The organism is Bartonella melophagi K-2C, from assembly GCF_000278255.1.
Taxonomy (GTDB): Bacteria; Pseudomonadota; Alphaproteobacteria; order Rhizobiales; family Rhizobiaceae; genus Bartonella; species Bartonella melophagi.
The window spans coordinates 615,476-637,945 of the sequence record NZ_JH725081.1; the positions used below are offsets into that span (position 1 = coordinate 615,476).

18 protein-coding genes are annotated in these 22,470 nt (G+C 39.2%); all 18 read left to right on the top strand.

What is annotated here, in order from left to right:
- Positions 1–191: 191 nt before the first annotated feature.
- The 18 genes from rsmH to recN all read left to right on the top strand — a co-directional run bounded on the left by rsmH (position 192) and on the right by recN (position 22,462).
- On the top strand, positions 192–1,190 hold the full coding sequence (rsmH, locus tag ME3_RS02560; RefSeq protein ID WP_007476852.1) for a 16S rRNA (cytosine(1402)-N(4))-methyltransferase RsmH: 999 nt from the start codon (positions 192–194) through the stop codon (positions 1,188–1,190).
- Entirely contained in the window at positions 1,187–1,591 is a 405-nt protein-coding gene (gene ftsL / locus ME3_RS02565; protein WP_007476853.1) for a cell division protein FtsL, read from the top strand. Before rsmH ends, ftsL begins: the two co-directional genes overlap by 4 nt.
- Positions 1,591–3,342: a peptidoglycan D,D-transpeptidase FtsI family protein gene (locus ME3_RS02570; RefSeq protein ID WP_007476855.1), complete on the top strand. Its 1,752-nt coding sequence runs from the start codon at positions 1,591–1,593 to the stop codon at positions 3,340–3,342. The genes ftsL and ME3_RS02570 overlap by 1 nt, the downstream gene beginning before the upstream one ends.
- 17 nt (positions 3,343–3,359) lie before the next feature.
- On the top strand, positions 3,360–4,811 hold the full coding sequence (locus ME3_RS02575; protein WP_007476857.1) for a UDP-N-acetylmuramoyl-L-alanyl-D-glutamate--2,6-diaminopimelate ligase: 1,452 nt from the start codon (positions 3,360–3,362) through the stop codon (positions 4,809–4,811).
- The gene (locus tag ME3_RS02580; RefSeq protein WP_007476858.1) at positions 4,808–6,229 is read left to right on the top strand and encodes a UDP-N-acetylmuramoylalanyl-D-glutamyl-2,6-diaminopimelate--D-alanyl-D-alanine ligase; all 1,422 of its coding nucleotides are present in this window, start codon (positions 4,808–4,810) and stop codon (positions 6,227–6,229) included. Before ME3_RS02575 ends, ME3_RS02580 begins: the two co-directional genes overlap by 4 nt.
- A gap of 21 nt (positions 6,230–6,250) precedes the next feature.
- Positions 6,251–7,321, top strand: a complete 1,071-nt coding sequence (gene mraY / locus ME3_RS02585; protein WP_007476859.1) for a phospho-N-acetylmuramoyl-pentapeptide-transferase — start codon at positions 6,251–6,253, stop codon at positions 7,319–7,321.
- Between the two features lie 4 nt (positions 7,322–7,325).
- Complete coding sequence (murD, locus tag ME3_RS02590) at positions 7,326–8,732, top strand: UDP-N-acetylmuramoyl-L-alanine--D-glutamate ligase (RefSeq protein ID WP_007476860.1); 1,407 nt, start codon at positions 7,326–7,328, stop codon at positions 8,730–8,732.
- Between the two features lie 128 nt (positions 8,733–8,860).
- Entirely contained in the window at positions 8,861–9,997 is a 1,137-nt protein-coding gene (locus ME3_RS02595; RefSeq protein WP_198002713.1) for an FtsW/RodA/SpoVE family cell cycle protein, read from the top strand.
- Between the two features lie 11 nt (positions 9,998–10,008).
- The gene (gene murG / locus ME3_RS02600) at positions 10,009–11,148 is read left to right on the top strand and encodes an undecaprenyldiphospho-muramoylpentapeptide beta-N-acetylglucosaminyltransferase (RefSeq protein ID WP_007476862.1); all 1,140 of its coding nucleotides are present in this window, start codon (positions 10,009–10,011) and stop codon (positions 11,146–11,148) included.
- The gene (murC, locus tag ME3_RS02605) at positions 11,132–12,559 is read left to right on the top strand and encodes a UDP-N-acetylmuramate--L-alanine ligase (protein WP_007476863.1); all 1,428 of its coding nucleotides are present in this window, start codon (positions 11,132–11,134) and stop codon (positions 12,557–12,559) included. Before murG ends, murC begins: the two co-directional genes overlap by 17 nt.
- Positions 12,537–13,514, top strand: coding sequence for a UDP-N-acetylmuramate dehydrogenase (gene murB, locus ME3_RS02610; protein ID WP_007476864.1), 978 nt, complete (start codon positions 12,537–12,539; stop codon positions 13,512–13,514). Before murC ends, murB begins: the two co-directional genes overlap by 23 nt.
- A gap of 227 nt (positions 13,515–13,741) precedes the next feature.
- Positions 13,742–14,662 (top strand): D-alanine--D-alanine ligase, encoded by a 921-nt coding sequence (locus ME3_RS02615; protein WP_007476866.1) that lies wholly within the window; start codon positions 13,742–13,744, stop codon positions 14,660–14,662.
- Complete coding sequence (locus tag ME3_RS02620) at positions 14,629–15,546, top strand: cell division protein FtsQ/DivIB (RefSeq protein WP_198002711.1); 918 nt, start codon at positions 14,629–14,631, stop codon at positions 15,544–15,546. Before ME3_RS02615 ends, ME3_RS02620 begins: the two co-directional genes overlap by 34 nt.
- On the top strand, positions 15,546–16,844 hold the full coding sequence (gene ftsA, locus ME3_RS02625) for a cell division protein FtsA (protein WP_007476870.1): 1,299 nt from the start codon (positions 15,546–15,548) through the stop codon (positions 16,842–16,844). Before ME3_RS02620 ends, ftsA begins: the two co-directional genes overlap by 1 nt.
- A 66-nt stretch (positions 16,845–16,910) precedes the next feature.
- Positions 16,911–18,659 (top strand): cell division protein FtsZ, encoded by a 1,749-nt coding sequence (ftsZ, locus tag ME3_RS02630; RefSeq protein WP_007476872.1) that lies wholly within the window; start codon positions 16,911–16,913, stop codon positions 18,657–18,659.
- Between the two features lie 197 nt (positions 18,660–18,856).
- The gene (gene lpxC / locus ME3_RS02635) at positions 18,857–19,729 is read left to right on the top strand and encodes a UDP-3-O-acyl-N-acetylglucosamine deacetylase (protein WP_007476873.1); all 873 of its coding nucleotides are present in this window, start codon (positions 18,857–18,859) and stop codon (positions 19,727–19,729) included.
- A gap of 168 nt (positions 19,730–19,897) precedes the next feature.
- Positions 19,898–20,791: an outer membrane protein assembly factor BamD gene (locus tag ME3_RS02640; RefSeq protein WP_007476875.1), complete on the top strand. Its 894-nt coding sequence runs from the start codon at positions 19,898–19,900 to the stop codon at positions 20,789–20,791.
- 6 nt (positions 20,792–20,797) lie between these two features.
- Positions 20,798–22,462: a DNA repair protein RecN gene (gene recN / locus ME3_RS02645; protein WP_007476877.1), complete on the top strand. Its 1,665-nt coding sequence runs from the start codon at positions 20,798–20,800 to the stop codon at positions 22,460–22,462.
- Positions 22,463–22,470 lie beyond the last annotated feature (8 nt).

Here is a 22,470-nt window from a genome sequence, read left to right on the forward strand (position 1 = left end):
GCACACTTAAAAAAATGTTTTTTAAAATTATAACATTTCTTTAAATATAATGAATTAATGTGTGTATTAGGATAACTTTAACTGCATTTTCTTTTGTTAAGATTAAATGTGAAGGTTAAGGTGTGGTTATGATGACATCATTTGCCATTGGTGGTTATTGATGCGGAAAATATAAATCAAGATGGGTTATTTTGATAGGGCAGGGTAACGAAACTGAGAGCCATATTCCAGTATTGTTGCAGCCAGTTTTAGCTGCGCTTGTACCATTAGCTGGGGCAAAAGTAATTGATGGCACCTTTGGTGCTGGGGGGTATACGCGTGCTTTGCTTGATGCAGGTGCAGATGTTATTGCTCTTGATCGTGATCCTCATGCAATCCGTGAGGGACAATTGCTTGTCGATCAATTTTTTCCACATCTTCGTTTGATGCAAATGGAGTTTTCACGGTTGGATTGTGTGGTGGAAGAAAAGGTGGATGCAGTTATTCTTGATATTGGCGTATCTTCAATGCAATTGGATGAAGCTGAACGGGGATTTTCTTTTCAAAAAGATGGTCCGCTAGATATGCGAATGGCACAGACTGGTTTTACAGCAAGTGATGTTGTTAATTATTTAAAAGTCAATGAATTGTCCCGTATATTTAAGATATTGGGTGAAGAGCGTCATGCGGGTCGAATTGCGCGGATGATTGAAAAGCGTCGTCGTATTCGTCCTTTTTTGCGTACATGTGATCTTGCTAATGCTATTGAGGTTTTAGTTGGTCGTAAACCAGATGATCGTATTCATCCTGCAACACGTGTGTTTCAGGCGCTTCGTATTTATGTTAATGATGAGCTTGGTGAACTTATGCGAGGTTTATTGGCTGCTGAAAAAGTTTTGAAAACAGGGGGGCGTTTGGGAGTTGTTAGTTTTCATTCTCTTGAGGATCGCATAGTAAAAAGATTTTTTTCTGCTCGTTCAGGAGAAGGGGGAAGGTCGCGCTATCTTCCTGAAATAAAATCTAGTCCAGCAACATTTTTGCCTTTGTTTAAAGGTGTGAAGACTGCAAATGAAGAAGAATTACAAAAAAATCCTCGTGCACGTTCTGCAAAATTACGTGTAGGCATTCGTACTCAAGAGGATGTCATTAAAGCGGATATGGAATTGTTTGGTTTGGCAGAAATTACCAGTTTTAAAGGCAGTAAGAAATGACATTTTTTCGTACATTGGATGTGGTTTTAGTGACTATTATGATTTGTATGGCAGCTATTACTTATAAGGTAAAATATGATGTCCAAAAACAAATTGGCGAAGCATACCGTCTTGAACGGGAGATTACAGCAGAAAAAAATATGGTAAGGCTTTTGCATGCTGAGTGGGCTGTGATGATAGAACCATCACGTATGCAAAAACTTGCAGAATATTATCAAAAAGAGCTAGGTTTGGAGATAATACAACCTCGTCAGATTGTAGAATTGAAAGATATTCCAGTACGTTTATATGATCAAATTGACGAATTGATTAAGAAAAATACCTTTGAAGAAGATAAGGCTCTTCTTGTTAAAAATCATGTTTCTCAGAATAATAACGTTATTCAAAAAGGTGTGCAGTAATGCGATTATTGCTCCTGTTTTCACGGAAAAAGAAATATTTAAATGACCAATTGAGCAATCCAGATCTTCCTATTTATCACTCATATTTTAACCGTTCACGATTGATTTTTTCTCTACTGTGTTGTCTTATTCTGTACGGTATTATGGCAAAATGCCTTATTTCTTATGGGCTTCAAGGTGGCCAGATTGAAGAAGCAAAAGGACCGGGAGCATTACAGCTGGCTGCTCGACCTGATATTATTGATCGTAATGGGCGTTTATTGGCAACAGATATTGAAACTTACTCACTTTTTGCCGAACCACGTCGCATTATTGATATAGATGAAACAATAGAATTGATTTCAACAGTTTTACCTCAGCTTAATTGGCAAGAAACTTATAAACGCTTAAAAAGAAAATCTCGTTTTTCTTGGGTCCAACGTGGGTTAACTCCGACACAAAAAGCGCAAATTATGGCACTTGGTATTCCAGGTATTGGTTTTCGTACTGAAGTACGTCGTTTTTATCCAGGTGGGCCTATAGCTTCGCATATTCTTGGTATGGTTAATGTTGATAATCAAGGCATAGCAGGCATAGAAAAATATATTGATGATACGGGTTTGAGTGTTCTTCGAGATGCTGGTCTTGCAACTGAGGCATTATTGAAACCAGTTCAACTTTCGATTGATATACGTGTTCAGGCAATTGTGCGTGATGAGCTTATGAAGGGGATGAAGCGCTATAAAGCGCTTGCTGCAGGAGCTGTTATTTTAAACATCCATACCGGTGAGGTCGTTGCTATGGTATCTGTGCCTGATTTTGACCCTGGGAATCCTGTTGATGCTCTTAAAGGTGACCGCCTTAATCGGATGACAGCTGGAACTTTTGAAATGGGATCAATTATCAAAAGCTTTACTACTGCGATGGCACTTGATTCAGAAGTTTTTCATTTAAATAGTATCATTGATGCTTCAAAACCAATTCAAGTAAGTCATAGTCGTTTTATTCGTGATTTTCATGGGAAAAATCGCTTCTTAACACTATGGGAGGTTTTTGTTTATTCTTCTAATATTGGCTCTGCTCGAGAAGTATTAGAAATAGGAGTTGATGGACATCGTGATTTTTTGAAACGACTTGGTTTACTTGATCGTATGACAACAGAATTACCTGAGGTTGCTACCCCTGTTTTGCCACGTCGTTGGCGGGATATAGATTCTATGACGATTTCTTTTGGTCACGGTATGGCAACAACACCATTGCAAACAGCGGTAGGAACAGCTGCTTTAATGAATGGTGGTTGGCTGATTGAACCCACATTTTTAAAGCGAACTGAAGCGCAAGTTTTGCAACATGCTAAACAAGTGTTACACCCCCGAACTAGCCAGGATATGCGCTACCTTTATCAGTTAAATAGTACTATTGGTTCTGGGCGTAATGCAAAGGTGGAAGGTTATCGTATTGGCGGTAAGACAGGAACGGCTGAAAAAGTTGAAAATGGAAAATATTCTAAGAGGAAGAATTTCAACAGTTTTCTTGCTGCTTTCCCTATGGATAATCCCTCGTATGTTGTTTTAACAATTGTTGATGAACCTCAACCTGAAGATGGTAAACATTCAGCAGTAGCAGCAATGAATGCGGCACCAATGCTTGCGAATATTATTCGCCGTTCAGCTAGTTTTCTTGGAATAAAATCAGATTTAAAAAAAGAATATGAGATGACTTTAAGTGCAAGTAATAATGCTGCATTATTTAAAACAACGGTAAAAAATTAACATAAAGATAAGCGATCATGTTTCTTGGAGCATTGTTTACAGAATGTATAGAAGATAATTGTCTTGCCTCAATTGAAATTACCGGAATAAGTTCAGATTCTCGACAAGTGTTGCCGGGCTACGTTTTTGTGGCTCTTCAAGGGAATAAAGGTGATGGCAGGCAATATGTGAATGACGCTATAAAGCGTGGTGCACGAGTAATAGTTACAGATTATGATTGTATCCTTGAGGAGTTATGTGTTCCGGTTTTGCGTGTTGTGGATGTACGCCATAGTTTAGCCATTGCAGCTGCACGTTTTTATGGTGTTCAGCCTGAAATTGTTACAGCTGTTACGGGGACAAGTGGAAAAACATCGGTTGTGTCTTTTGTTAGGCAAATTTGGAAGCATGTTGGGTTTTGTGCAGCTAGCATAGGGACAGTTGGTGTTGTTTCTCCTAAGCGTAATGATTATGGTTCCCTCACAACACCTGATCCAGTAATGTTGCAGCGCTTGTTATGTGAGATTGCTGGTGAAGGTGTTACGCATGCGGCACTTGAAGCTTCTTCGCACGGTCTTGATCAGGGTCGACTTGATGGAGTGCGTTTGGCAGCGGCAGCTTTCACAAATTTAGGGCGCGATCATATGGATTATCACACGTGTGTGGAAGATTATTTGCGTGCTAAAATGAGGTTGTTTGATACGCTTTTACCATGCGATGCGCCCGCTATTATTTTTGCGGATGATGTTTATTCACAAAGGGTGATTGATCATGTTACCCAAGCAGGGCGCCCAGTATTAACAATTGGACGTAAGGGGAAGTTTATTACAATTAATCGTATTGAGCACCAGCGTTTGAAGCAATGTGTTGAGTGTCGTATAGGAAACGATATTTATACATTTGATTTGCCTCTTGCAGGGGAGTTTCAAGTGACTAATTCACTTATGGCTGCAGGTTTAGCAATTGCGACAAGTATACCTGCAGATAGTGTTTTTCGCTCTTTGAAAAAATTGCAAGGAGCACCTGGCCGGTTAGAGTTGGTGGGAAATACAAAAGATAATGCATTTGTTTATGTGGATTATGCTCATAAACCAGAGGCTTTAGAGCAGGTATTACTTTCTGTTCGCCCCTTTACATTGGGGCGTTTGATTCTTGTTTTTGGTTGTGGTGGTGATCGTGATCAGGGCAAAAGACCCTTGATGGGAAAAATTGCAGCAAGCAAAGCTGATATTGTTATTGTTACTGATGATAATCCTCGCACGGAAGATCCTGCGAAAATTCGAAAAGATATTTTACAAGCAGCATCAGGAGCAATGGAAATGGCAGATCGTGGTGAAGCTATTGATTATGCTGTGAGGTTACTTGAAGCTGGAGATACATTGATTATTGCAGGAAAAGGTCATGAAAATGGTCAAATTATAGGAAAGACAACGTATCCTTTTTCAGATCATTTAAGAGCAGTTTCTGCTTTGAAAGAACGAAATAAATGACAGTTTTATGGGATAAACAGACACTTCTTTCTGTTATGAATGGTCTATCGATTGGATGTTTGCCAGATGCTTTTTCGGGGATTTCTATTGATAGTAGATCTCTTATAGAGGGTGATATTTTTTTCTGTATTAAGGGTAATAGTCTAGATGGTCATGATTTTGCTGCACAAGCTTACGCGAAAGGTGCTGGAGTTCTTGTGGTTGCACAAAATCGTTTGGCTAAAATGAAGAAATTAGCTGCTCCATTGATTGTGGTTCCCGATGTTTTAAAAGCGTTAGAAAAACTTGCGCAAGCAGCACGTGAGCGTTCAAAAGCTAAAATTATAGCTGTCACAGGTTCTGTTGGAAAAACAACGACAAAAGAAGCTCTTAAACAAGCGCTTGGAAGTGTTGGAAGGGTTTATGCTAATCTTGGTTCTTTCAACAATTGTTGGGGTGTTCCTCTAACTTTGGCGCGTATGCCTGCGGATAGTGATTATGGTATATTTGAAATTGGTATGAATCATAAGGATGAAATTCGTCCTTTGGTAAAATTAGTTCGTCCGCATGTAGCTTTGATTACTCATATTGCTGCTGGACATATAGGTTTTTTTAAAAATCTTGAAGAAATTGCAGATGCAAAAGCTGAAATTTTTGAAGGACTGGATGATGGAGGTGTAGCTCTTTTAAATGCAGACAGTCATTTTTTTTCTCGTTTAGTTCAAAAAGCAGAACAATGTGGTGTAAAAAAAATCTTGAGTTTTGGAGAATCGCAGGATGCTAATTACCAGGCAAAAGAGATTCATCTTTTGACAGACTGTTCTTGCGTGACTATGCATTTTTCTAACCAAGATATAACGGTTAAAATTGGTGCTCCTGGACGACACATTGTACAAAATATTTTAGGCGTTTTAGCGGTTTGTGATGTGGTTGGTGCTGATTTAGTACGTGTTTCACTTGCTTTAAATCGTTTTTCTCTTCCAAAAGGCAGAGGTAACCGCTATCGACTATCTTTACCAAATGGAGGAGAATTTTATTTAATTGATGAAAGTTATAATGCCAATCCTGCTTCTATGTGTGCTGCCCTTGATCTTCTTGCTGCGGGGCCAGTCGGTGTACGTGGTCGGAAAATAGCAATTTTGGGTGATATGCTTGAGTTAGGAGTTTATAGCGAAAAGCTTCATCGTGGTCTGGTGAAGCCAATATGTATTTCTGGTGCCAATCCGGTTTTTTTGGTTGGAAAAGCAATGAAATTTTTAGCTAATGAGCTTTCTACTTATGTCAAAGTTCATTATTCTGAACATACTGAGGAACTTTTACCGCTTATTTTAAAAGAAATTTCAGAAGGCGATCTTATTATGATTAAATCATCTCATAGTATTGGTTTGTCGCGTATTGTGGTGGCTCTTCTTGATCGCTATAAAAAAATGTCTTTATAATTTTACCGGGTTTTTTGCACTATGATTTTGTTACTTTCTTCGTTGAGTGATTGGTTACCAGGCGTTAATGTTTTTCGTTATATTACTTTTCGTACTGTGTTAGCTATGCTGACATCAGGTTTAATTGTTTTTTTGTTTGGCCCTAGTATCATTGCCTCTCTTAAAGTGCGGCAAGGAAAGGGGCAGCCAATTCGAGCTGATGGTCCTCAAACCCATTTTAAAAAAGCTGGAACACCTACCATGGGTGGATTAATGATTTTGAGTGGCATTGTGGTGTCGACGCTTCTGTGGTGTAATTTATCGAACGCTTATCTTTGGGTATCATTGTTGGTTATGCTTTCTTTTGGGATGATTGGTTTTTATGATGATTATCTTAAAGTGACAAAGCAAACAGACAAGGGGTTTTCCGGTAAAGCACGGTTGGGTTTAGAGTTTTTAATTGCGACAACTGCTTGTGTGATTATTGTAAAGATAGGTTCACCAGGATTGGCTTTACCTTTTGTGAAAGACTATTTTATTAATTTAAGTTGGTTTTTTATTCCTTTTACTGCTTGTGTTATAGTAGGGACCGGTAATGCGGTTAATTTAACAGATGGTCTTGATGGGCTTGCTATTGTTCCTGTAATGGTTGCTGCTTTATCGTTTGCGTTAATCGCTTATCTGTCGGGTAATATAAATTTTGCTGATTATTTACAAATCCACTATGTACCTGGAGCTGGAGAATTGACTGTTTTATTAGGAGCAGTTGTGGGTTCTGGTCTTGGCTTTTTATGGTTTAATGCACCTCCGGCGGCTATTTTTATGGGTGATACCGGTTCGTTGGCACTTGGAGGGTTGTTGGGTGTTGTTGCTGTAGTGACTAAACATGAAATTGTTTTAGCTGTTATCGGTGGGCTTTTTGTTTTAGAAACGCTGTCGGTTATCATTCAGGTAGGCTGGTTTAAATTGACGAGAAAGCGTGTATTTCTTATGGCACCAATTCATCATCATTTTGAGAAAAAGGGGTGGACTGAAAGTCAGGTTGTGGTACGCTTTTGGATTATTTCGATTGTTTTAGCGTTGATTGGTCTTTCAACACTTAAGTTGAGATAAGATTGTGATTCCAGTTGAATGTTATAAAGGTCAAAAAGTTGCCCTATTTGGACTAGGGCAATCGGGATTAGCTACGGCGCAGGCACTGATTACTGGTGGAGCTGAAGTAATTGGGTGGGATGAGAATCCTTCTAGCGTAGAAGCTGCTTATAAAGAAAATATCCCAACGAGAGATCTTCGTTATGAAGATTGGTCAGAATTTGTTGCGTTGATTTTAGCGCCTGGGGTACCTTTAATTCACCCTCAACCTCATTGGACGGTTGATAAAGCACGTCAGGTAGGTATAGAAATTATTGGTGATATTGAATTATTTGTTCGCGCACGGAATCATTTTTTACGTCAACATAGTTTTTGTGATCAGGATGTTCCATTTATTGCTATTACAGGTACGAATGGTAAATCGACCACTACTACTTTACTTGCCCATCTTTTAGACAAAATGGGTTATGATGTACAAATGGGAGGAAATATTGGAACTGCGATATTAACTCTTAAACCATTTGTTAAAAAACGTATTTATGTTATTGAATGTTCATCATTTCAGATTGACCTAAGTCCTTCTCTTCAACCTACAGTTGGTCTTTTGTTAAATCTAACACCTGATCATATTGACCGACATGGCAGCTTTACTCATTATGCGCAAATCAAAGGGCGTTTAGTTTCTAAAGCTTCTCATGCTCTTGTTTCAGTTGATGATGCCGCCTGTCAAGTTTTATATCAACAACTTATAAATGAGGGGCATCAAGTTAAAGCAATTTCTAAAGAACACCGTATTGATGATGGTTTTTATGCAGAAGGAACAAAACTCTTTTCTATTAGCCATGGGCAGCGTCGCTTTCTTGCAGATCTTGCTACAATAACTTCGTTACGCGGTGCCCATAATGTGCAAAATGCTCTTATAGTTTTAGCGACATTGCAGGTGTTAAAAATTACCGATCTGCATATAGAGAAGCATTTAGCAAGTTATATGGGGCTTGCCCATCGTATGCAGCAGGTATGCAAGATTGGATCGGTTTTGTTTATTAATGATAGTAAAGCTACTAATGCGGAAGCATCAGCTTGCGCGCTTGCTACTTTTAACGATATTTTTTGGATCGTTGGAGGGCAGGCAAAAGAAGGTGGAATTGCTCCCTTAAAAGGATTTTTTGATAAAATTCGTAAAGCTTATTTAATTGGTGCTGCTGCAGAGGATTTTGCCTGCACTATTGGCTCTGCTTTTCCTTTTTCAATGAGCTTAACTTTGGAAAATGCAGTACGGGAAGCGGCTATTGATGCAACTCATGCTAATGCAAAAGAAGCTGTTGTTTTGTTTTCGCCAGCTTGTGCGAGTTATGATCAATTCAAAAATTATGAAATGCGTGGAGAGACCTTTATTTCTTTGGTTAGACAGTTGAAAAAAAACGAATTATAAAAAATTTATTCTACCATTAACAATCCAGAATCTTTTTTAGTGTAATTTAGTTTTTGAAATGCTTGCCAAAAAAAATAGAAACATCATATCGCTTTGAGTGAAATGATAAAAAGGATAAAGTGAAGGTGATGATTACTCGTGCAAATCAAGATCCGATTGCTAATTGGTGGTGGACAATTGATCGTTTTATTTTTGCTGCTTGTCTGATTTTGATGGGGATTGGCGTTATGTTATCTTTTGCAGCTAGTCCCGCTGTTGCAAAAAAAATAGGAATTGCAGATAGTTTTTATTTTGTTCGTTGGCATATCATTTTTAGTATCCTTGCGTTTTTTACTATGGTTACTATTTCTTTTTTTTCGCCCTATAATATTCGTCGTTTATCCATTCTTTTGTTATTTGCGACACTTATTCTTATGGTCGCAACTTTATTATTTGGCTCTGAATTAAAAGGGGCACGGCGTTGGATTTCTTTGTTTGGTTTTTCTTTGCAAGCTTCAGAATTTATGAAACCAGCGTTTGTGGTTGTGTCAGCTTGGTTGTTTTCAGATCAAATGAAACATTATGGTAGGTTGCGCTATACATTGTCTATTGCACTTTATGCTCTTTGTTGCACACTTCTTGTTTTACAGCCTGATATTGGTCAAACACTTTTGATTAGTGCAACATGGGGTGGTTTGTTTTTTGTTGCAGGTGTATCTCTTACTATTATTTTGTTCTTTGTTGTTTTAGCGGTTTTAGGAGGTTTTTTAGCTTATTTTTTTGTTCACCATGTGCGCGAACGTATTAATGGTTTTTTGACAGGTGAAGGCGATACATTTCAGGTGGATGTCGGACGTGAAGCTATTTTAAATGGTGGGTGGTTTGGTCAAGGGCCAGGTGAGGGGATAGTTAAGCGCATTATTCCTGATAGCCATACAGATTTTGTGTTTTCTGTTGCAGCTGAAGAATATGGTATTATCTTCTGTTTATTGATTATGGCTCTTTTTGGTTTTATTGTTATACGTTCACTTTATATAGCGTTGAATACGCGTGATTCATTTACGTGTTTTGGTATTACTGGCATGGCGATAATGATTGGTTTGCAATCGGGGATTAACATGGCAGTCAATCTTCATTTGATACCTCCAAAAGGTATGACATTGCCATTTATTTCTTATGGTGGTTCATCTATGGTGGCGATTGCTATTTCGATGGGTATTTTGCTTAGTTTAACACGCCGTTGGCCAGAAACGCGGTTTTCAGCTTTTCCTCCGCTTACTGTTTAGGATGTTACCTAATGACGCATAAAAAAAAGGTTATTGTTTTGGTTGCTGGAGGTACAGGTGGGCATCTTTTTCCTGCAGAGGCACTTTCTGTTGAATTAAGACAGCGCGGATATGATGTTCATTTGGCAACGGATGAAAGAGCTAAGTATTTTGTACATCATTTTGATAAAAAACATATCCATATTATTTCATCAGCAACATTAACACGATATCATCCTTTTGCACTTATAAAAACATTTTGGCATTTGTTAAAGGGAATATGTCAGTCGTGGGTACTTTTTTATAAATTACGTCCTGTTCTTGTAGGGGGGTTTGGTGGTTATCCTACCTTTCCACCTGTTTTGGTTGCTGCCTTAACGAAACATGTAACATTTATTCATGAGCAAAATGCTGTTATGGGCCGTGCTAATAAAGTTTTAGCATCTAGGGTCAATGCAATAGCAGGTGGTTTATTGTCAGTTAATGGAATTTATGCTTATAAAACGTTTCTTACAGGCAATCCTGTTCGTGAGACTATTTTAAAAGCGGCAGAAATTCCTTATTGTTCTTCTACTGAGGACAAGCCATTTCATCTTTTGGTTTTTGGTGGTAGTCAAGGGGCTTCTACTTTTTCAAAAATTGTCCCTGAAGCGATTGCTTTACTTGATGATAATATCCGTAAACGTTTACGTATTATTCAGCAGGTTCGTGGTGAAGTGATGGATTTGGTACAAATTTATCGCAATATGGAGGTGGAAGCAAAAGTTGCTCCTTTTTTTGATAATATGGCTGAACATATTGCTTGGTCTCATTTCATTATGTCACGTTCTGGTGCTTCAACGGTTTGTGAAATAGCTGTTATTGGTAGGCCAGCTTTATTGATTCCCTATCCTCACGCTTTAGATCATGATCAAGCAGAAAATGCGGCAATACTTGCTACAATAGGAGCAGCTCAAATTATCGCTGAAAAAGATTTAAATGCACAAATACTTTCTTCTCTTTTAAAGAAAGCTTGTCGTGAACCGCATTTATTAGAAAAACAAGCGCTTGCTGCAAAAAAGGTTGGGCAACCTCATGCAACCAAAGTTCTTGCGGATATGGCTGAAGCGTTGATTGCGGGAAGGTCATTATCAGACATTAGAAAGGAGCTTTTTAATGAAAATGCCGCTTGATATTGGCCTTATCCACTTTGTAGGTATCGGTGGTATTGGTATGAGTGGAATTGCTGAGGTTCTTCATAATCTTGGTTATAAAATTCAAGGATCCGATCAAACAGATAATGCAAATGTGGAGCGTTTACGGGGTAAAGGGATTAACATTCATATAGGTCATCGTGCTGAAAATTTAGAAGCGGCAAAAGTTGTTGTTATTTCTACTGCTATAAAAAAAACAAATCCTGAATATATTGCTGCTAAAGAAAAGCATTTGCCAATTGTTAGGCGTGCAGAAATGTTAGCAGAATTGATGCGTTTTCGCCGGGCAATAGCTGTTGGTGGTACACATGGTAAGACAACCACCACATCCGTGGTAGCAGCACTTCTTGACGCTAGTAATTTTGATCCGATGGTAATTAATGGTGGCATTATCAACGCTTATGGAACCAATGCACGTATGGGTTGTGGAGATTGGATGGTGGTTGAAGCCGATGAAAGTGATGGTACATTTTTAAAGTTACCTGCTGATATTGTTGTTGTCACCAATATCGACTCTGAGCATTTGGATTATTATGGTAGTTTTGATGCTGTACGTGAGGCTTTTCGGCAATTCGTGGAGAATGTGCCTTTTTATGGTTTTGCTGTTATGTGCCTTGATCATCCAGAAGTTCAAACATTAGCCAGTCGTATTGATGATCGTTGGGTAGTGACTTATGGTGCTAATCCGCAAGCTGATGTACGTTTTCTTAATCTTTCGATGGAAGGCCAAAAAACGCATTTTGACGTTCTTATTCGATCCCGAAAAACAAATGAAGAAACTGAATTGAAAAATTTGGTTTTGCCTATGTCAGGGCAACACAATATTTCTAATGCTACTGCGGCGATTGCTATTGCACATGAGCTTGGTATTTCAAATGAATCTATTAGAAAAGGGTTAGCAGAATTTTGTGGAGTAAAACGGCGTTTTACACAGACGGGAAGTTGGTGTGGTGTTGAGATATTTGATGATTATGGACATCACCCAGTTGAAATAAAAGCTGTTTTAAGTGCAGCTCGTGAAAGTGCAAAAGGGCGGGTTATTGCGATTGTACAACCGCACCGTTATTCACGTTTGCATGATTTATTTGATGATTTTGTCACTTGTTTTAATGATGCTGATACAGTGATGATTGCACCGGTTTATGCAGCTGGTGAAGAAGCAATTACTGGTTTTGGTTCTAAAGAATTGGTTGAGCATATTCAAATGGCAAGCCATCGTGATGTGCGCTTGGTGAATACTCTTGAAGATATTACTTTAATTATAGCTACATTAGCAAAGTCTGGTGATTATGTTGTTTTTCTTGGTGCAGGTAGCATTACACAATGGGCTTATGCTCTACCTAAACAATTAGCGGAACTTAATAGAAATGGTGAATTTTCAGCCAATTGATGGTAAAACGCTGTTGGCGCAATTACAGCCGGCGTTGAAGAACATACGGGGTAAATTTGCTCCCAATGTTGAGATGCGTAAGGTGACATGGTTTCGTACTGGTGGATTAGCTGAGCTTTTTTACCAGCCTTCTGATGAAGCAGATTTAGCTTTGTTTCTTCAAGTGCTACCGGAGTCTATTCCTATAACAATTGTGGGGATTGGTTCTAATCTTCTTGTACGTGATGGGGGGATTCCTGGGATTGTTATTCGTCTTTCAGCAAAAAGTTTTGGGCAATTGGAGCAGGTTTCTCCAAAGCGCCTTTTGGTCGGTGCTGCTACGGCAGATAAACATTTAGCAGCAGCGGCTTTAGAAGCTGAGCTTTCTGGTTTTCATTTTTATTATGGTATTCCTGGTAATTTGGGCGGAGCATTAAAAATGAATGCAGGGGCTAATGGTATTGAAACAGCTGAACGTGTTGTTGAAGTCTATGCGCTTGATCGTAAGGGTGAGCGCCATGTCTTGAGTCTAAACGATATGCATTATTCGTATCGTCATTGTAATGTTTCTGAGGAACTTATTTTTACTGCAGCTGTGTTGGAAGGAAAGCCAGGAGATAAAGATAATATTCATGCTGCTATGAATGAAGTTGTTCTGCATCGGGAAAAAGTGCAACCTGTTCGCGAGAAAACAGGTGGGTCAACTTTTCGTAACCCTAAAGGTACATCTGCATGGCGCGTTATTGATGAAGCAGGGTGTCGTGGTTTACAGATCGGTGGCGCTCAAATGAGTAAGATGCATTGTAATTTTATGATTAATACAGGTCAGGCTACAGGCTATGATCTTGAACAGTTGGGTGAAACTGTACGTGCTCGTGTTTTTGCTCATTCAGCCCATTATTTAGAATGGGAAATACAGCGCGTTGGTCAATTTGAACAAGATCATATTGTTCCTTGTTTTGATCAGTTTTATTGATTTATTTAAATCACTAAAAAACTGAGTCATTTCAAAGAGATAAGAAAAATTTTCTATTAAAAATCAACAAATTAACAGAAAAGCTCTTGCTTCATGCTCTTGATTCTGATTCATTATAGAAAATGCTAGGATGTTGATTCGCAAAGATAAATCTAGTTTGTTCTTATGTATAGTATGCGTTGTTTTAGTAGAGTCTATATCTAGTATGTCAAGAGGAATAGATTGTTATGAAAGATAAGCGTATAGCTGTATTGATGGGCGGATTTTCATCTGAGCGCTCTGTAAGCTTATCTTCAGGTGCTGCTTGTGCTGATGCTCTTGAAAAGCAGGATTACCATGTAATTCGTGTGGATGTTGATGAGCAAATTGCTGCTGTTCTTAAGCAGTTGCAGCCAGATATTGTTTTTAACGCATTGCATGGACCATTTGGTGAAGATGGTTGTATCCAAGGTATTCTTGAATATTTAAAAATTCCTTATACTCACTCTGGAGTGATGGCGTCAGCTTTAGCAATGGATAAAGGACGTGCGAAAGTCATTGCTGCTAGCGCTGGTGTACATGTTGCCCCTTCTTGTGTGATGAATCGCTTTGCTATAAGGCGAGAGCATCCTATGGAACCACCGTATGTCATTAAACCAGTGCGTGAAGGGTCAAGTTTTGGTGTGGCGATTGTAAGTGATGATGAGGCTTTGCCGCTGCGTAATATTATAAGTAGTGAATGGGCTTATGGAGATGAAGTGATTGTCGAGAAATACATTCCTGGGCGTGAACTTACTTGCGCGGTTTTAGGGGATGAAGCTTTGGATGTTTGTGAAATTGTGCCTGATAAACATTTTCAATTTTATGATTATGATTCAAAATATAAGCCTGGTGGTTCTTTTCATATTTGTCCTGCACAACTTTCATTAAATATTTACCAAAAAGTGCAAAGAATGTCTTTGGCGGCACATCAAGCTATAGGTTGTCGAGGTGTTAGTCGTTCAGATTTTCGTTTTGTTGAGGAGACAGAGGAGCTAGTTTGGCTCGAAATTAATACGCAGCCTGGTATGACACCGGTTTCTCTTGTTCCTGATATAGCGAAAGCGAGTGGCCGTACTTACGGTGATATTGTTAAATGGATAGCGGAGGACGCGTCGTGTATGCGTTGAGTATTGATAAAATAAATGTTCTGATGGTGCAGTCAGTGCCAGTTTTTCCGCGTCTTTATCGTCGCTTTCGTCGGTTTATATTTCAGTTTGTTGCCAGTATTTATGTGCCTCGCCATTTTGGTTCTTGTGCCGTTTTGTTTTTTTTCTTTCTTTCGGTGCTTTATGGGATTTCGTTTAATGGTCAGATGGATAGTATTATAAAATCTGCACCATTGAATTTTGGTTTTGTAGTAACTGATGTCGATATGAATGGCAATAAGCGTGTAGCAAGACAGGATATTTTGAAGATTTTAAGGCTTGATGCTTATCCGTCAATTATCAATTTTGATGTTAATAAAGCGCGTTTTATTTTAGAGCAACAGGCTTGGATTCAATCGGCTGATGTTCAGAAGATTTATCCTAATCGTGTGCGTATTTCAGTGATAGAGCGTGAACCATATGCTATTTGGCAACATGATGGTATAATGGATATTGTTGATCATACAGGGTGTGTGATTGCTCCATTTCAGGCGGGTTTGGTTCAGAATTTGCCTCTTGTGGTTGGTCACGGTGCGCAAAGTGCAGCAAAATTATTTATTCAAGAACTTTCGGTATATCCGCAGTTGAGCGACCGTGTCCGTGCTTATGTACGTGTAGGTGATCGGCGTTGGGATATTGTTCTAGATAATGGGATGCGTATTATGCTGCCTGAAAAGGGAGCTATTAAAAGCCTTTCTTCTCTTATTAAAACAGGTGCAGTGCAAGATCTTTTTGTACGTGATGTTTTAAGTGTTGATTTGCGTCTTTCTGATCGGATAACGGTTTCTTTATCGGATGAAGCATTGGCACGTCATCGTGCTGCTGTGGCAGAAGAAGAGCGCGTCTTGAAAGCGGGGGGTGTATAATGTTGCTTGGGTCGCATCATAGTGGAGGGCGTAAAACACGTTTTTTAACAGTTCTCGATGTTGGTTCAAGTAAGATTGTGTGTCTTATTGCTTGTTTGCATCCTTTGAGGCATACACACCATTTACATGCTCGTACACATTCTATGGAAATTTTGGGTTTTGGTGTGCAACGTTCACGTGGTATTAAATCTGGTGTTGTGATGGATATGTATGCGGCAGAACAGTCTATACGTTTGGCTGTTGGTGCAGCAGAAAAAATGGCTGGTTTAGTGGTAGATTCAGTAATTGTGAATTTTTCTTCAAGTCGGTTAAAGAGTGCCTTTGTTAATGGTGTTGTGCGTTTGGGGGGGCGTAAAGTTACTACACGTGATATGCGTATGGCATTAGCAGATGTTTCGCGTAAAGCTTTTAAGGCTGAACGTCACGTTATGCATTCAGTTCCAGTGTCTTATGCATTGGATGGAGATAAGGGAATTTCTGATCCTGTTGGGATGATGGGAGAGTTATTTGGTGTTGATGTGCATGTTGTGACGGCAGAAACAGCACCTTTGCGTAATTTAGAAGCGTGCATTAACCGTGCTCATTTAAGTGTTGAAGCGATGGTGGCAACACCTTTTGCGAGTGGTCTTTCGGTTTTAGTTGATGATGAGGCACGTTTAGGAGCAGCGTGTATTGATTTTGGTGGTGGAACAACGACATTTTCTGTGTTTTCTGAAGGAAAATTTGTTCATGCAGATGCATTTGCAATTGGGGGGCATCATATAACTCTTGATGTTGCTCGTGGATTATCGATGTCTATTGAAGAGGCTGAGCGTTTAAAAGTTGTATATGGCTCAACATTTTCAGCAGATTGTGATGAGCGTCAGATGATTAATGTATCAGAAATTGGAAATGAACGTCGTGAAATCCAGTATCCATGCGCTGTTCTTGGTCGTATTATTCGTGCGCGTGTTGAAGAAATATTAGAAATGATGCGTGATTGTTTGAACCGTTCAGGTTTTGGTCACATCATTGGTAAGCGTGTTATTTTGACCGGGGGAGCAAGCCAATTAGCGGGTTTGCCGGAAATAGCACGTAGTATATTGGGGAGAAATGTTCGTGTAGGGCGGCCTTTGGGTATTTCCAGGCTTCCTTCCTTTGCTAAAGGGGCGGCATTTTCATCTGCTGTTGGATTGTTAATTTATCCGCAATTGGCGGGGTTTGAAGAAAAAACAGTCCAAACTGCAGTGAATCATTTATCGACAAGCGCGGATGGATATTTCAAACGTGTTGGTCAGTGGTTGCGTGAGAGTTTTTAGTAAATATAGGAATGAAATTAATTTTTACCGTCTTAATTTGCGGTGCTTTATGAGAAGGAAAAGAAAATGACGATTAATCTGCACCGGCCAGATATCGCGGAATTGAAACCACGCATTACCGTTTTTGGTGTTGGTGGTGGTGGTGGAAATGCCGTCAATAATATGATTAATGCTGGCCTTCAAGGAGTTGATTTTGTTGTTGCCAATACAGATGCACAAGCTTTGGCTATGTCAAAGGCTGAGCGTGTAATCCAGCTTGGTGCAGCAGTTACAGAAGGTTTGGGTGCTGGTGCTTTGCCGGAAGTTGGGCAGGCAGCTGCAAATGAATGTATTGATGAGATTATGGATCATCTTGCAAATTCCCATATGGTTTTCATTACGGCAGGTATGGGTGGAGGCACTGGAACAGGGGCAGCACCTGTTGTTGCTCGTGCAGCGCGTGAAAAAGGTATTTTGACTGTAGGTGTTGTAACAAAGCCATTTCAATTTGAAGGTGCACGCCGTATGAAAACAGCGGAAGCTGGTATAGAAGAATTACAAAAATCTGTTGATACATTAATTGTTATTCCTAACCAAAATCTATTTCGTATTGCAGATGAAAAAACAACATTTGCCGATGCTTTTGCTATGGCTGATCAGGTGCTTTACTCTGGTGTTGCTTCTATCACGGATTTAATGATTAAAGAAGGATTGATTAATCTTGACTTTGCTGATGTTCGTTCTGTTATGCATGAAATGGGTCGTGCGATGATGGGAACAGGTGAGGCTTCTGGTGAAGGACGTGCTTTAAAAGCTGCTGAAGCTGCTATTGCAAATCCTCTGTTAGATGAAACCTCTATGTGTGGGGCTCGTGGTCTTTTGATTTCCATTACAGGGGGCCGTGATATGACTTTGTTTGAAGTGGATGAGGCTGCTAATCGTATTCGTGAAGAAGTTGATGTTGATGCGAATGTTATTTTTGGTGCCATTGATGATGATTCACTTGAAGGTCTTATTCGTGTATCGGTGGTTGCAACAGGTATTGACCGTGTGGTTAGTGATGTTGTTCAGCCTTCTGGTGCTAAATTTCAACGACCTGCAGTTTCAATGCGTAGGAGCGATGGTGCACTAGAACAAACTACTTCTCAATCATCATCATCTTCTTCTGAATCAATGGTAGATGTAATGGAAGCGCTTGAATTGGAAATGAATCAATCAGTTGAAGAGCCATTTCGCCCTAAAAGTCAAATTTTTACGCGACCTACAGATACAGTTGCTACACGAAGTACAAATGCTCTTCCTTATGGGCAAAATATGCCTCATGGGCAGATATCAAATACACCGCGTATGCAGGTTAATCGTGTTTCTGCACAGCCTTTAGCTGCAGCAGTTAGTATGGAGGCGACTGCGCATGTTCTTAATGAAATGACTGAAATTGTAGAACAGAAGGAAAAGAAAGTACAAATACAGCCTCACTCAACGTCGGCGCATATTCCTGAATTAAAAGATTTTTCTTCCGTTTCTCTTGAACAGGATGTGCATTCTTCCATTTCTGATCAGGGTCCACGTAATCTTTGGCAGCGTTTAAAGCAGAGCTTAACGTATCGTGAGGAAGATAAACTAGAAGCCCGGTTGGAGCCTGCTGTAAGACCTTCTCAGCATGAGGAATCTGAAAATTCTAATGAAAACAGTCAAATGCTTTCTCAGGATGCTTCTGTTTATGTTCCACGTTGTTCTACTGAATCACAGCCACGCGTATTACAAGATCAGCGTACTTTGGTAAGTGAAGAAGATCAGTTGGAAATACCTGCATTTTTGCGTCGCCAAGCGCATTAATAAGATAAAAGGGTAGGAAGGAAGACTCTTTATCGTAATAAATTATAAGTAAAATATGTTGAGTTTTTATATAAGATTCTATATTTTTTATAAGCCCGCTTTATAAATAAGTGGGTTTATTATTTTACGCAGAAATAATTTGTTGCGGATTTTGTTAAGACCTTTAAAGATCATCAAGAAAATTAAGAAGTGATATTATGCGTTTGATGAAAAGGTATCAATCGACTCTTAAGGATGCAGTGACGTTTAAAGGATACGGTGTGCATAGTGGGTGCTTATCTGTAGTAAAAGTTTGTCCAGCCGATGTTGGGTGTGGTATTATCTTTAGACGTTTTGGGGAAGACGGAAAAGAACAAACGTTTCAGGCACATGTATCGCAAACGGGAAAGACTGAATTATCAACAGTGCTTGGCCATGGAGATGTAAGGGTTGAAACAATTGAACATTTGATGGCGGCAATTGCTGCTTATGATTTAGATAATCTTATCATTGAAGTGTCAAGTAATGAGATACCTATTTTAGATGGTACTGCATGGCAATATTGTCAGCTTTTCGAGAAAGTAGGTATTGTACAGCAGGCAGTGTTGCGTCCTTATTTTATTATAAAAAAACCAATGCGAGTTGAAACAACCAATGGCTTTGCAGAATTTTTGCCGTTTAATGGCCGCCGTTTTGATGTTACAATCGATTTTGCTTCATCTGCTATTGGGAAGCAGCAATTAAGTTTTGATCTTACGTCACAAGCATTTCGAGATGATTTATCACGTGCACGTACCTTTGGTTTTGTTAAAGATGTAGAAAAATTGTGGACTTCTGGGAAAGGATTAGGCGCCTCTTTAGAAAATTCTCTTATTATTGGTCTTAATAACCAGATCATTAATTCAGATGGCCCTTATTTTGAAAATGAATTTGTTAGGCATAAAACTCTTGATGCAGTTGGTGACACTGCTTTGCTTGGTGCGCCTTTTATTGGATTATTTCGTTCACATTGCAGTGGGCATGCACTTAATTCACAATTAGTTAAGGCTGTTTTGACAGATGAGTCGTGTTACGAAAAAAGTATTTTGTAGTTGGAATAAAAAGAGTTGAAAAATTTTATTTAAGCTTCTTTGATTTTTAAGGGGATGATTGACCAAAAACTACTAAATTAGTTAGTCAGTTTTAAAATGATATGACATAAAGCTTTTTGATAAATAGCTTTTACTCCAAGGTGATATTTTTGGGAGGCTGGGAACATTATGAAAAGGTCTAATATGTATATTAAAAGTATGGCACATAGACAATCTAACATTGTACGCAAAATATTGATTGGGATCTTAGGAGGGGGGCTGTGTTTATTAGCGGGTTGTTTAAGCAAAGATACAGATGCTTTTAATCCAACTATGCATGTTTTAATAATGGACCCACCAGATGTATTATATAATCAAGCGCTTACTAACCTTGATCTAGGGCGATATGATGAGGCATTGAAGAAGTTTTCTATTATTGAAAAGCAATACGCTTATACTGAGTGGGGCCGTAAATCTTTAGTTATGGGTGCTTTTGTAAGTTACCGATTAGCCAAGTATGATGATGCAATTAATATGGCACAGCGCTATATTACTCTTTATCCAAATGCCAGTGATTCTGCTTATGCTTATTATATTGTTGGTCTTTCTTCTTTTCATCAGATTCGTGATGTTACACGCGACCAACGAGATACCAAACGCGCTATTGCCGCTATGCAGCTTTTAATAGAACGCTACCCAAACTCTAAGTATATAAAAGATGCTAAAGATAAAATACGCTTTGGCCGAGAACAATTGGCTGGTAAAGAAATGCAGATTGGACGCTACTATGAGGAAGGCCGGCAATATCTAGCAGCAAGCAGAAGATTTCGCACAGTGGTTGAGGAGTATTCGGATACAAACCAAATTGAGGAAGCGCTTTTCCGCTTAACTGAGGTTAATCTTGCTCTTGGTTTAATTGTAGAAGCGCAGACAGCAGCAGCTATTTTAGGGCGCAATTATCCAGAAAGTAAGTGGTATAAATTCTCTTATGATTTGTTACAGAAAAATAGAGTGTTACCGCAAGAGCATAAGTCTTCTTGGATTTCACGTGCTTTAAGTGATGATAAAAATGAGGCACGTTGATTTCATATGCTGATACAGCTTTCGATTCATAATATTGTTTTGATCGAGAAGCTCGATATTAGTTTTCCCATGGGGTTATTGGTTTTAACTGGGGAAACGGGTGCTGGAAAATCTATTTTACTTGATTCTTTATCATTAGCTCTTGGAGGGCGTGGAGATGCTTCACTTGTACGCCATGGTGCAGTGCAAGGGCAGGTGACAGCTGTTTTTGATGTGCCTATTTCACACCCTGTGCGCCAGCTTATACGTGAGAATGGTTTTGATAATGAAGGAAATATCATTTTACGACGTGTGCAATCAAATGATGGTCGTAGCCGTGGTTTTATCAATGATCAGGTGGCTAGTGTTGCATTGATGCGCAATGTTGGTCGTATGTTGGTTGAAATTCATGGACAGCATGATGATCGTGCACTTGTTGATGTTGATACGCATCGCCAGTTATTAGATGCTTTTGGTGGACTTGAGAGTGAGGCAGAAAATGTACGCAAATGTTATCGGATATCACATGAATTAGAGGAACATGTGCAACAGCAGCGTATCAAAGTGGAAGCTGCTACACGTGAGGCTTGTTACCTTCGTGCAAGTGTGGAAGAACTTGAAAAATTTGATTTTACAATTGATGAAGAAAATACACTGTCTCTTCGTCGTGCAGATATGTTGAAACTGGATAAAATAGCGACTGATATTAAGGAAGCTGATGATCTTTTCAATGGTCCAAAATCACCAATTTCTATTCTGTCCAATTTGGTGAGACGTTTAGAACGGAAAATTCCTGAAGCACAGACAATCATTACACCTGTAGTTAAGTCCATTGATGATGCATTGCAGGCACTTTCAATAGCGCAAGATGGTATTGAAACAGCAATGCAAGCATTGAATTTTGATTCTGGTGAATTGGAGCGAATAGAAGAGCGTCTTTTTGCTCTTCGGGGATTGGCGCGTAAATACCATGTTTCTGTAGCTGAATTATCTCAGTTATGTGATAAAATGAAGGAAGAACTTTCTGATTTTGATTCTGCTCAGACCACATTGGAGCATTTAGAAGCAAAAGCACAGGAGGCACAAAAAAATTATGATACATCTGCACAAGCCCTTTCCATGAAACGCCAAGAAGTGGCGCACCGTTTATCTACGAGCGTTATGGCTGAGTTGCCAGCGTTGAAGTTAGAAAAGGCAGAATTTACTGTGAACGTGCAAAGTAATTCTGAAAAGCGTAATGCAGATGGTATAGACCGTGTTGAATATTGGGTACGAACAAATCCTGGATCACGAGCTGGACCAATGTTGAGTGTAGTTTCTGGCGGTGAATTGTCGCGTTTTTTATTAGCATTAAAGGTTGTCTTGGCTGATCGTGGATCAGCTCCTACGCTGATTTTTGATGAAATTGATACAGGAATTGGTGGGGCTGTGGCTGCTGCGATTGGGCAAAGGTTGCTGTGTTTATCAAGAAGTGTTCAGGTTTTTGCTATTACACATGCACCTCAGGTTGCAGCCAAAGCTCATATTCATTTTCTTGTTTCAAAAGTTGAAGGCGATAAAGGGCATTTTGTTACGCGTATTCATAAAATGGAAGAGTGTGAACGTACTGAAGAAATTGCACGTATGTTGGCAGGGGAACAGATCACTGAAGAGGCACGTGCAGCAGCCCAAAAACTTTTAGCGCAGATATAATTGATTAA